Below are 11,790 nucleotides of genomic sequence, written 5' to 3' on the forward strand. Positions count from 1 at the left end.
GTACTGCACGGCGTACGCCCTCCAGGGGCGCCAGCCGGCGGCCCGTGCGGTGAGGGCGGCGGGGGTGGCCGGCAGGCCGAGCCGCTCGGCCGCCCGGCGGATGCCGAGGTCCGTGGGGAGGAAGGCGTCGGGGTCGCCGAGGGCCCGCATGGCGATGGACTCGACCGTCCAGGGGCCGAAGCCGGGCAGGGCGACCAGTTCGGCGCGGGCCCGCTCCCAGTCGGTGTCGGTGTCGAGCCGGAGCCGGTCCTCCGCGAGGGCGGCGACGAGCGTGGTGAGGGTCGTTCGGCGGGTGCGCGGCAGGGCCAGGGCCTGGGGGTCGAGTTCGGCCAGCGCCTCCGGGGTCGGAAAGAGGTGGGTCAGCCCGCCCTCGGGGTCCTCGACCGGGGCGCCGTGGGCGGTGACCAGCCGGGCGGCGTGGGTACGGGCGGCGGCGGTGGAGACCTGCTGGCCGAGCACCGCGCGTACGGCGAACTCCGCCCCGTCCACCGTGCGGGGCACCCGGCGGCCGGGGCCCGCGTCGACCAGCGGGGCGAGCAGCGGATCGGCGCGCAGTTGGGCGTCGACGGCGACCGGGTCCGCGTCGAGGTCGAGGAGCCAGCGGCAGCGGCTGATGGCCCGGGTGAGGTCGCGGGGGTCGGTGAGGGAGAGCCGGCAGGCGATGTGGTCGGGCCCCGGGCTCAGGGCGACGACGCCGTGCCCGTACGGGAGGGTGAGGGTGCGCCGGTACGCGCCGTCCCGCCACTCCTCGACGCCGGGGACGGCGGTCGCCGCGAGGTGGCCGAAGAGGTTGCTGGGGTTGAGCGGGGCCCGGTACGGGAGGCGGAGCGCGATGACGCCCGGTACGGCGGCTGGCCGGGGGCCCCGGGCGGCCCGGGTGCGCAGTTCGCCGGGGGCCAGGCCGAAGACCTCGCGGACCGTCTCGTTGAACGTGCGGATCGAGGAGAAGCCGGCGGCAAACGCCACCTGGGCCATGGGCAGCTCGGTCGTCTCGATGAGGAGGCGGGCGGTCTGCGCCCGCTGGGCGCGGGCCAGGGCCAGCGGGCCGGCGCCCAGCTCGGCCAGCAGCTGGCGTTCGATCTGCCGCTCGGAGTAGCCGAGCCGGGCGGCGAGCCCGGGCACGCCCTCGCGGTCGACGACCCCGTCCCGGATCAGGCGCATGGCGCGGGCGACGGAGTCGGCGCGGGCGTTCCACTCGGGGGATCCGGGGCTGGTGTCGGGGCGGCACCGCTTGCAGGCCCGGAATCCGGCCTGCTGGCAGGCGGCGGCGCTGGGGTAGAAGGTCATGTTGCGGACCTTGGGCGGCACGACGGGGCAGCTGGGGCGGCAGTAGATCCGGGTGGTGAGGACCGCGGTGAAGAACCAGCCGTCGAAGCGGGCGTCCTTGGACTGGACGGCCCGCACGCAGCGCTCGGTGTCGGTGTGCATGGTTCCAGGATGGTGCACCGGTCAGCGGCGTGGCTGGCGGAAATCCGACAGGGCCCTCGCGCGGAAATCCGACAGCCGTCCCGGTGGCCGCGGGGCGCGGTCTCAGCGCATCGCGAGGACTTCCTCGAACTCCACGTACGCGTGGGCGTCGAAGAGGACGAAGCGCACCTCTTCCACCGGCTCCACGGTCTCCGCCAGGACCGTGCGTACGGCGATCTTGGCCCCGTCGTCCATCGGCCAGCCGTAGATGCCGGTGGAGATCGCCGGGAACGCGATGGACCTGGCCCCCAACTCGGCCGCCAGGCGCAGGGATTCGCGGTAGCAGGAGGCGAGCAGGGCGGAGCGGTCCTGGGCACCGGAGAAGACCGGACCGACCGTGTGCACGACCCACCGGGCGTCGAGACGTCCGGCGGTGGTGGCGACGGCCTGCCCGGTGGGCAGTCCCTTTCCGTAGTGCGAGGCGCGCAGCTCACGGCAGGCGGCGAGGATGTCGGGCCCGCCCCGCCGGTGGATGGCGCCGTCGACTCCGCCACCGCCGAGCAGCGAGGAGTTCGCCGCGTTGACGATGACGTCGACGGACTGGTCGGTGATGTCGCCGCGGACCAGACGTACGGCGGGGGAGACAGAGGTGCTCATGCGGACATCATGCCGCGCACCGGGGGCCCGCGCCGCCCGGTCCGTTCAGGAGGCCCGCAGCCTTCGCCATACGGCCTTGGCGGCGTGGTGGCCGGACATGCCGTGGACCCCCGGTCCGGGCGGGGTGGCCGAGGAGCAGAGGAAAACCGCGGGGTGCGCGGTGGCGTAGGGGACGCGGGCGAGCTTGGGGCGGATCAGCGTCTGGAGGCCGGCGAAGGCTCCGCAGGCGATGTCGCCGCCGACGTAGTTGGCGTTGCGCGCGGCGAGCTGGGGCGGGCCCGAGAGGGCGCGGGCCAGCACCAGGTCGCGGAACCCGGGGGCGAAGCGCTCCAGTTGGCGTTCGATGACGTCGGTCGCGTCACCCTCCCAGCCCGCCGGGACGTGCCCGTACACCCAGAAGACATGGCGTCCCTCGGGGGCCCGGGAGGGGTCGGTCAGGCTGGGCTGGGCGGTGATGAGGAAGGGGACACTCGGGTCGCGGCCCTCGACGGCCGCCTTCAGCGCGGTGTCGATGGTTTTGGCGTCGGGGCCGATGTGGACGGTGCCCGCGCGGCGCGCCGCGGACGCGGTCCAGGGGACGGGGCCCGACAGTGCGTAGTCGATCTTGAAGGCGGAGGCGCCGTAGCGGTAGCGGTGGTACGCGGAGCCGAGGCCCGCGATCCGGGCGAGCGCGGAGGGCGAGGTGTCGAAGATGTAGGCGCGGGCGGGCGGGAGTTCGTCCAGGCGCTTGACCTCGCTGCCGGTGCGGATCGTGCCGCCCTGTTCACGGAGGTAGGAGGCGAGGGCGTCGGAGATGGCCTGGGAGCCGCCGCGCGGCACCGGCCAGCCGTTCTCGTGGGCGGCGAGCGCGAAGACGAGGGCGATGGCCGAGGTGGCGAATCCGCTGGTGGGAGCGATGGCGTGGGCGGCGAGTCCGGCGAAGAGGCCGCGGGCCCTCTCACCGGCGAAGCGGCGGGAGACCCAGGTGGCGGGCTGGAGGCCGAGCAGGCCGAAGCGGGCCAGCCGGTAGGGGTCTCGGGGCAGGCCGTCCCAGGGGGTGCGCAGGAAGTCGGCGGCCAGGGTGTCCCAGCGGCCGAGGAAGGGGGCCATGAGGCGGCGGTAGGCCCCGGCGTCGGCGGCCCCCAGCGACATCGCGCTCTCGCCCACCGAGCGGGTGAGCGCGGCGGCGGTGCCGTCCGGGAAGGGGTGGGCGAGGTCGACCTCGGGGTGCAGCCATTCCAGGCCGTGCCGGGCCAGGGGCATCGCCCGGAACGCGGGTGAGCCGATCCCGAGGGGGTGCACGGCGGAACAGGGGTCGTGGCGGAACCCCGGAAGGGTCAGCTCCTCGGTGCGGGCTCCCCCGCCGACCGTGTCGTGCGCCTCGTGGAGCTCCACGGCGAAGCCCCGGCGGGCCAGTTCGGCTGCGGCGGTCAGTCCGTTGGGCCCCGCGCCCACCACGACCGCATCGAGCATCGACGGCACCTTGGGACTCCTTCGTCGGCCGGCAGACGGACCCCCAGGGTATTCGTCGCCACCGACCGTGCGGACGCGGGTACCCCGGGTTCGGTCGGGCGGGTCAGCCGTCCGTGCGCAGGGCGGCCAGGACGCGCTGGACGGTGGCCTCGTCGCGGGCCGCCGTGAACGGCAGGTCATTGCCTCCCGCGATACGGAACGGGGCGCCGGACAGGGTCGACTGGGCGCCGCCCGCCTCGGTGACCAGGAGCAGGCCCGCGGCGTGGTCCCAGGCGTACTCCCAGTTGAAGGCGGTGGCGTCCAGGGCGCCGCGGGCGACGGCGAGGTACTCGAGTCCGGCCGAGCCGCAGGGGCGGGCCGCGATGCCCTCGGTGCGCAGGCCGAGCAGGGCCCGCTTCTGTGCCTCGTCGGTGTAGTCGGGGTGGGACATCGCCACGTCGAGCACGGCGCCGGGGGCGGGCGACCCGGAGCGTATCGGCGTCCCGTTGAGCGTGGCGCCCCGGCCGCGTACCGCGACGGCCATCTCGCCCAGGACCGGGGCGTACGTCCAGGAGGCGTGGACCTCACCGTGCTGGGCGAGGGCGACCAGGGTGCAGAAGCCGGCCTCGCCCCGGACGAACTGGCGGGTGCCGTCGACCGGGTCGACGATCCAGACCGGGGCGTCGCCGCCGAGGGCGTCGTAGACCGCCGGGTCGGCGTGCACGGACTCCTCGCCGACGACGACCGAGCCGGGCAACAGCTTGGTGAGGGCGGCCGTGAGGTGTTCCTCGGCCATCCGGTCGGCGGCGGTGACCAGGTCGTGCGGGCCGCTCTTCTCGATGATCTCGTGGGCGGCGAGCTTCCGGTGGCGCGGCATGATCTCGGCCGCGGCGGCGGCGCGCACGGCGGCCTCGACCTCGGCCGGCGGTCCGGTGTGCCCGGCGGTCCCGTACAGGAAGTCATCGATCATGGCTCCAGCTAAGCACGGCCGGACGAGCCCTCACCCCCCGGGTGAATACGGACATCTCCGACGCAGGGCCGGATGCCGGACAGTGTCCGCAAAGTGCAAACATGAACAAAGGATGCGTCAATTTCCGCCGCATATTCTTGACCCCGGGGAAAAATCCACTACGTGACAAGCGGAGGCTCTGCGGTTACTGTTGGCCTGGATTCGGGGCCCGAACTCTCGTATTGGTTCACCCCGCACGGCCTTGAACGGCCACCGGGCCGGAACGCACCACAGGGGGGAAGCCGTGCCTCAGCCAGCTAACCCCTCGGGGTTACGTCATCCCTGCCGGACCAGGCAGTGTTTCCCGCCGTGCCACCGCGATCCGGTCCGGCCGCGGCCGCCGCGTCAGGGCGCACACACCCGGACCCACTGTTCCCACGGATGTCACAGAGCCTTAACGTGCACACCGAAACCTGGAATCGAAGGTCCGCGAGAGTGGAACCGAACATGGAGCGGATGCGTCTTGCACGGGGAATCCCATTCCCGCGCAGGATATCTACGCTCCAGTAATAACCGCCGGTAAGGAATTCCTCCCCCGCCTGAATACACGGCGGCATCCGGCACCAATAAGATCGTGCGCCGACGGGCGCCGCCATCCCGCTTTCCCTCCGCCCCGGGGCCACACCGGAGCGGACCTCCACCGGGCGGGAGGGCATCACCCCGCGAACGCGGTTCAACACATTCACAACATGCCGAACGACACGCGGCGCCAGCCGCCGCTGTTGGAGTACGAGGGGTTCTGGTATGGCCGAGAAGGGCAGAGGCGGACTGATGGTCCTGCACTCGTCACCTTTGATACGCAAGGCGATTCTCGATCTGTTCCGGGGCGATCCCGGCGTCACCGTACTGGGCGGCTGCCCACACCCGACCGCTGTCGGCAGCCTCCCCGGGCGCCGGCCCGACGTCGCGCTCGTGGAGTACGAGCAGTGGCAGGAGGTGCTCGGCAATCTGGCGTACTGGAGCGGCACCCGGGTCATCCTCTACAGCAGGGACAACACCCCCCGCAGCGTGGTGGATTGCATCAGGGGCGGGGCCGCCGGGTTCGTGCACGAGTCGTGCCCGCCCGAGTCCATCGTCAAGGGCCTGCACGACGTGCTGAGCGGGCGCGGATTCTGGCACCTGGGGGCCGACGAGCCCGAGCGCGTACCGATGACCCGGCACGCCGCAGCGGGCGGGACGTGGAAACTGAGCGGACGCGAGGAGGAGATCCTCGGGCTCTTACTCCGCAGGCGCTCGAACGAGGAGATCGCGGATGAGCTGTGCCTCACCCAGCAGACCGTCAAGAACTACGCGAGCCGGGTCTTCCACAAGGTGGGCGTGTCCGGACGCAAGGAGCTGTTCAGGATGCTGAGGCCCTGCGGATGACCGCACAGGAGACAGCACCCGACGGGGAGCCGGCCCCTCTGCTGGTCGAGCGGCACGGGAGGGTGGCCACCCTCACCCTGAACCGGCCGCGCAAGCGCAACGCGATGTCCACCGCGATGCTGGGTCAAATCGACGACACGTTACGGAAATTGACGGATCGGCATGGGGAGGCGCCGGGGGCGGTGGTACTCACCGGCGCCGGCGGGACCTTCTCCAGCGGCGCGGACACCCGCGAGCCCGAGTGGCGCGACCTGTCGCGCCGCGCGGTGCGGCGGGCCCATTTCCGTACGGTGTTCGCGACGTTGCACGAGGCTCCTTTTCCCGTGGTGGCGGCCGTCGAGGGGTACGCACTCGGCGGCGGTCTCGAACTGGCCCTGGCCTGCGACCTGGTGGTGGCGGGCGAGGGCGCGTTGTTCGGCCTTCCGGAGCTGGGCGTCGGCGCCGTGCCGGGCGGCGGCGCGGTCCACTCGCTGCTGCGCAGGGCCGGTCGCGGAGTGGCCGCCCGGATGCTGCTGATCCCCGGGGAGCGCGTACGGGCGGACGAACTCGCACGGCTGGGCGCGGTGGAGCGCACCGTGCCCGACGGCGGGGCGCTCGCCGAGGCGCAGGCGCTGGCGGCCTCCGTGGCCGCCGGGGATCCGGCGCTCCTGGAGGCGGGCGTCCGGCTGTTGCGGGACTCCGGGCATCTGGACCGCACGACGGCGCTCGGCGTGGAGAACGGCTACTGGTGGCAGGCCGCGTCCGCCGCGAACCGGGCCCCCTCGCCTCCTTCCTAGGGTGTGTCGTCACACTGCCGCCTGCCGGGCGGCAGTGTGACGGCACGCTTGGGAGCCGATGCCTTCGGGCCACGGCGGCGGGCGCTTCGTTGCAGCGGGTGAGCTGCGCCGTTAGGCTTGTTGATCAGATTCAGTAATAACTGAATTTACTGTCCGTGCCGTACGGCAGACCTGACGCGCCATCCCCCACCCCGATGCCCGCCGGACGACCCCGGCCGACCGTGGACGCACGAGCCGTGGACGCAAGAGGAGAGCAGAAGAAACGTGACCCCTCTCATCGAATGTACCGACGTCACCAAGAAGTTCGGTGACTTCACCGCGCTGAGCCGGCTCAACCTGACAGTCCCCCAGGGCGTGGTCTACGGATATCTGGGCCCCAACGGAGCGGGCAAGAGCACCACGATCCGTATGCTCATGGGCCTCTCCCGGCCCACATCCGGCCAGGTCCGGGTGCTCGGCCAGGACCCGACCGACCCCGAGGTCCGGCGGCGCATCGGCTATCTGCCCGGCGAACTGCGCCTGGACGAGCGGCTGACCATCGGTCAGACCCTGACCTCCTGGGGGCGGCTGCGGGGGCTGACGGACACCGCCTACCGGGACGAGCTGGTCCAGCGGTTCGGCGTCGACCCGTCCCGGCGGGTGCGCGGGCTCTCCACCGGCAACCGCCGCAAGGTCGGCCTGGTCGGCGCCTTCATGGCCAGGCCGGAGCTGCTGATCCTCGACGAACCGACCAACGGGCTCGACCCGTTGATGCAGCAGGTGTTCCTCGCCACCGTCGAGGAGGCCCGGGCGGGCGGGCAGAGCGTGCTGCTCTCCTCGCACATCCTCTCCGAGGTCGAGCGGGTCGCCGACCTGGTCGCGGTGGTCCAGGGCGGCAGGCTCGCCGCCTCCGGTCCGACGCGGGAACTGCGCCGCCGGGCCGCACAGCGCTTCCACATCGCCTTCGCGGAGGGCGAGGACGTCCCGCTCGCCGCGCTGGCCGACCTGGAGGGCGCGTCGGACGTGGAGCGGCGCAGGCCGGAGGGTCAGGAGGTCTCCCTGGCCTGGGCCGGCTCGCCCGACGCGCTGCTGACGTTCCTGGCGGGCCGCCGGATCACGACGCTCACCGCGCCCGAACCGGACCTGGAGGAGGCGTTCCTGGAGTACTACCGGACCGCAGCCCCGGGCAGCCGCGACGCCGGGGCCGAGGAGTCCTCCCCGGCCGCCGGCCCGGTGCGGTAGCGAGCGCAGGACACCACCGCCACGGGTCTCAGTCACCAAGGCCGCTCCCCCGGGCCGGCCGGAAGGGAAACACATGTCATCGCCCAGCTCGGAGATCTTCCGGCGCGGAGTACAGATCCAGAAGCGCACCCTGATCGCCTGGTCGGCCGCGCTGGTCCTGCTCGCACTCTCCGTCGTCGGCGCCTGGCCCTCGATGGAGGAGTCCGGCGCCCTGGAGGACTTCTCCTCCGGCATATCGCCGGAGATGGCCGCCGCCTTCGGAATCGACCAGATCAGCAGCGCGAGCGGCTATCTCAAGGGGAACCTGTACGCGGTACTGCTGCCGCTCCTCCTCGGCCTGATGGCCGTGACCGCGACAGCCGCCCTGACCGGCGGCGACGAGGAGGCCGGGCGACTCGAACTGCTGCTCGCGCTGCCGGTCGCCCGCCGCACGGTCTTCCTGGTGCGCTTCCTCTGCGTGACCTTCGGCCTGGCCCTCACCAGCATCCTGGTCTGGCTGTCGGTGTACGGCTCGGTCGTCTCCTTCGACATGGACGTCTCCGGAGTCGGGGTCGCGGCCGTGACGCTGACCGTCGGCCTGCTCGCCGTACTGCACGCGGGGGTCGCGTACGCCGTCGTCGGGTTCGGCTTCGGACGGGGCCCAGCGCTGGGCGTGGCGGCCGGTGTGCTCGTCGTCGGGTACCTGCTGCACGCCATCGCGCCGATGTCCGACTCCCTGGAGCCACTGGCGAACATCTCTCCGTGGGAGTGGGCGCTGGGGAGCGACCCGCTGCTCAACGGCGTTCCCTGGGGCGGGGTCGCGCTGCTGGTCGTCCTCTCGGCCGCGGTCGTCGCCGCCGGTACGTACGCCGTGGACCGACGCGACGTCAAGAACGCCTGAGCCTCACGCCCACGCCCTCCCCCAGCGGCCCGACGCCTCCCTGGCGGAGGCGGCGGGCCGCTTCCGCATGCGGGCGCGAATACCGTACGGCGTTGCCGTCCTGGGCCCATATTCGAGTACTGGTAGTCACCAAATTAAACACGCATGAGTACTTGACGGCCATATCGAGGCTCATGTAAGGGCAGATAGCTTCGATCCATGGACAGCAGCCGATCCCCTTTCTCGGACCCCTCCGATCCCATCGTGCTGACCGGCATCGGATGCGTGCTGCCCGGCACCCCCGATGTCCATTCCTTCTGGAGCCATGTCTCCACCGGTACCTCACAGGTGAGCCGGCTGGAGACGCCGGCGTTCGCCGCCGCCGGGCTGCCGGTCCACGCGGCCGCGCAGCTCGGCGCCTTCGACACCGAGGCCCGGCTGCCGGACCTCCTGCCGGCGCATGCCGCGAAGTACAGCCGCGACATCCTGGCGACCATGGCCGCCGTGGGCGACGCCCTGGAGGACGCCGGGATCGCCCGGGGCCAGATCGCCCCGGAGCGCATGAGCATCGTCCAGTCCTCGTCCCGCGGCCCGCTGTCCTGGTGGGCCGGGGCCATCACGGCGGACCCGGAGCAGAACCCGTACGGGGGCAGGGCGACGGCCATGTTCCGCGGTCTGGCCGGCTGCCCGGCCACGCTCGCCGCCATCGGCGTCGGCGCCAAGGGCCTGGTCACCACGGTCAGCAGCGCCTGTGTCGGTGGCCACCACGCGATCGGCCTCGCCCTGCGCGAGTTGCGTTCGGGCAGTGCCGACGTGGTCCTCGCCGGTGGGCACGAGTTCCCGATCGTCCCCGAGGTCGCCCGCTGCTACCTGGCGCTCGGGGACGGGGTGCTCTCGCCCGAGAGCGACGACCCCGCCACCGCCGTACGCCCCTACGACCGCGACCGGCGCGGATTCGCCCTTGGCGAGGGCGCCATGACGCTCTGCCTGGAGCGCGAGTCGTCCGCGCGGGCACGCGGCGCCCGGATCTACGCACGGATCCTGGGCCACCGCGCCCTCAACGAGGCCAACCACGCCACCAGCATGGACCTGGTCGGGGACGTCACCGCATCGGTCGTCGCGGGCGTGCTCGACGACGCCGGGCGCAAGCCGGAGGAGATCGGCTACGTCTGCGGCCACGGCACCGCCACCCGGTACAACGACATCGCCGAGAGCCGGGCCCTGCGCCGTCTGCTGCCGCGCCACGACGACGCGGGCCTGCCGCCGCACGGCTCCAACAAACCGATCTACGGCCACACGTTCGGCATGGCCGGGATCATCAACGTCGCCGCCACCTCGCTGATGCTCCATCACCAGCGGCTGGCCCCGACCGCCAACCACGTCACGCCGGACCCCGAGTGCGACTACGACCACGTCGCCGAGGGGCCGCGCGACACCGAGATCGACCTCGCGGTCTCGCTGTCCTTCGCCTTCGGCTCGCAGACCTCCGTCATGGCCCTGGAGCACGCATGACCACAGCCCCCGAACGCCCCTCCACCACCGGCCCCTACCTGGCCACCGGCCCCGACGAGCTGATACGCCGCTTCGTCCGCGAGGGCGACCACGTGCACGCCGCGGCGACGATGTCACGGCCCAACGCCCTGCTCAACGCGGTGTGCCGGGCCTTCGCCGGGAGCGGCAGCATGACGGTGAGCACCACCGCCGTGCACTCCAGCGCCCATGCGCTGGCCCTCTCCGGCGCCGTACGCAAGGTGATCACCGGCTTCGTCGGCGACACCTACCCCTCGCCGCGCCCCAACCGCCTCTACCGCGAGCTGGCCGACGGCCGGCCGTTCGAGGTGGAGATGTGGTCGCTGCTGAGCTACACGCAGCGGCTGATGGCCGGGGCGCTCGGCCAGCCCTTCGCCACCACCGGCTCGATGCTCGCCGAGACCGACCTCCGGCACGGCAAGCAGGGCAAGCTCCACCTGGTGCCGCACCCCGAGGACCCGGAGCGCACCATCACCCTGCTCAGCCCGCTGCGCCCGCGCTTCACCCTCTTCCACGGTGTCGCCGCCGACCGCCGGGGCAACGTCGTGGCCTGCCCCCCGCTGGGCGAGGGCGCCTGGGCCGCGTACGCCGCCACCGAGGGGGTCCTCGCCTCCGTGGAGGCGATCGTCGACGACGAGGTGATCGCCGCGATGCCGGACCGGGTGGTGATCCCCGCCGCCCGTGTCCTCGGTCTGTGCGAGGCGCCGCTCGGAGCCCACCCGCAGTCGTTGGAAAGCGGCCGACGGCGTCACCGCCCTGCTGTACGCGGCGGGGCACCTGGGCTTCAGCTCGGTCGGCGGCGACGCCGCTTCCGCCGCCCGGACCTTCGCGGTGAACCTGCACAGCTTCGTCGCCGTCACCGAGTATCTGGCGGCCCGCTGGCGGGACGAGGAGATGCCCGGAGCGGTGGTCGGGGTCTCCTCGGTCAGCTCCACGCTCAGCCCGGTGGCGGGCCTGGAGTACTACGGGGCGAGCAAGGCCGCGATGGCGCAGTACATCCGCTGCCTCGCGGTCTCGGTGGGCCGCCACGGCATCCGCGCCAACTGCGTGGCTCCCGGCATCATCGAGACGCCGATGGGCGACGCGGCGGGACCCGACCACCGGCGCGGCTGGATCAGCCGGATACCGGCCGGGCGGGTCGGCGACCCGCGCGAGGTGGCGGCGGTCCTCGGCTACCTGCTGAGCGGCTCTGCCTCCCGCGTGACCGGTGCCGTGCTGCGCGCGGACGGCGGCTTCGGCCTCGGCGACGTGGCTCCGTTGCGGCCGGGATACCCGGAACCGGCCTTCCGGGAACCGACGTTCCCCGAGCAGACGGAGGTGGAGAACCGGTGAGCGCCGACGCTGAGGCGGGCGGCCCCCCGGTCGCCCTCGTCGCCGGCGCCTCCTCCGGGATCGGGGCCGCCGTCGCCCGCCGACTGGCCGCGCGCGGCAGCGCCGTGGCGCTGGTCGGGCGACGGGAGGCCGAGCTGAAGGAGGTCGCGGAATCGATCCGCGCGGCCGGGGGAACCGCGCTGTCGCTCGCCCTGGACCCTGTC

The 11,790-nt window shown here is 72.9% G+C and carries 11 protein-coding genes and 1 pseudogene; 8 read left to right on the forward strand and 4 right to left on the reverse strand.

Translation table 11 applies throughout. The features are described from left to right. The 4 genes from CR470_RS29680 to CR470_RS29695 all read right to left on the reverse strand — a co-directional run. On the reverse strand, positions 1–1,428 hold a 1,428-nt coding region (locus tag CR470_RS29680), incomplete at its 3' end, for an AlkA N-terminal domain-containing protein (protein ID WP_097870580.1). Positions 1,429–1,530: 102 nt separating this feature from the next. Continuing rightward, positions 1,531–2,064: an O-acetyl-ADP-ribose deacetylase gene (locus tag CR470_RS29685; protein WP_097870581.1), complete on the reverse strand. Its 534-nt coding sequence runs from the start codon at positions 2,062–2,064 to the stop codon at positions 1,531–1,533. A 45-nt stretch (positions 2,065–2,109) separates the two neighbouring features. Further along, complete coding sequence (locus tag CR470_RS29690) at positions 2,110–3,525, reverse strand: phytoene desaturase family protein (RefSeq protein WP_097870582.1); 1,416 nt, start codon at positions 3,523–3,525, stop codon at positions 2,110–2,112. A 94-nt stretch (positions 3,526–3,619) separates the two neighbouring features. Then, positions 3,620–4,465, reverse strand: coding sequence for an inositol monophosphatase family protein (locus tag CR470_RS29695; RefSeq protein ID WP_097870583.1), 846 nt, complete (start codon positions 4,463–4,465; stop codon positions 3,620–3,622). 783 nt (positions 4,466–5,248) lie between these two features. Between CR470_RS29695 and CR470_RS29700 the strand changes: the two genes are divergently transcribed. The 8 genes and pseudogenes from CR470_RS29700 to CR470_RS29735 form a co-directional block, all read left to right on the forward strand. Continuing rightward, complete coding sequence (locus CR470_RS29700; protein ID WP_097870584.1) at positions 5,249–5,869, forward strand: response regulator transcription factor; 621 nt, start codon at positions 5,249–5,251, stop codon at positions 5,867–5,869. Beyond that, on the forward strand, positions 5,866–6,645 hold the full coding sequence (locus CR470_RS29705) for an enoyl-CoA hydratase/isomerase family protein (RefSeq protein WP_097870585.1): 780 nt from the start codon (positions 5,866–5,868) through the stop codon (positions 6,643–6,645). Before CR470_RS29700 ends, CR470_RS29705 begins: the two co-directional genes overlap by 4 nt. A 264-nt stretch (positions 6,646–6,909) precedes the next feature. Further along, complete coding sequence (locus tag CR470_RS29710; protein ID WP_097870586.1) at positions 6,910–7,866, forward strand: ABC transporter ATP-binding protein; 957 nt, start codon at positions 6,910–6,912, stop codon at positions 7,864–7,866. A 73-nt stretch (positions 7,867–7,939) separates the two neighbouring features. Continuing rightward, a complete protein-coding gene (locus CR470_RS29715; RefSeq protein WP_097870587.1) occupies positions 7,940–8,746 on the forward strand; it encodes an ABC transporter permease in 807 nt (268 codons plus the stop codon). Between the two features lie 198 nt (positions 8,747–8,944). Next, positions 8,945–10,237: a beta-ketoacyl-[acyl-carrier-protein] synthase family protein gene (locus CR470_RS29720; RefSeq protein ID WP_097870588.1), complete on the forward strand. Its 1,293-nt coding sequence runs from the start codon at positions 8,945–8,947 to the stop codon at positions 10,235–10,237. A gap of 110 nt (positions 10,238–10,347) precedes the next feature. Then, positions 10,348–10,881 (forward strand): annotated as a pseudogene (locus CR470_RS29725) (CoA-transferase); the annotation flags it as partial. Positions 10,882–10,936: 55 nt separating this feature from the next. Next, a complete protein-coding gene (locus tag CR470_RS29730; protein ID WP_257138956.1) occupies positions 10,937–11,587 on the forward strand; it encodes an SDR family NAD(P)-dependent oxidoreductase in 651 nt (216 codons plus the stop codon). After that, a partial coding sequence (locus CR470_RS29735) for an SDR family NAD(P)-dependent oxidoreductase (RefSeq protein WP_143663901.1) occupies positions 11,584–11,790 on the forward strand: 207 nt, incomplete at its 3' end. The genes CR470_RS29730 and CR470_RS29735, both read left to right, overlap by 4 nt.

This window comes from Streptomyces sp. rh34, from assembly GCF_002551245.1.
Lineage (GTDB): Bacteria > Actinomycetota > Actinomycetes > Streptomycetales > Streptomycetaceae > Streptomyces.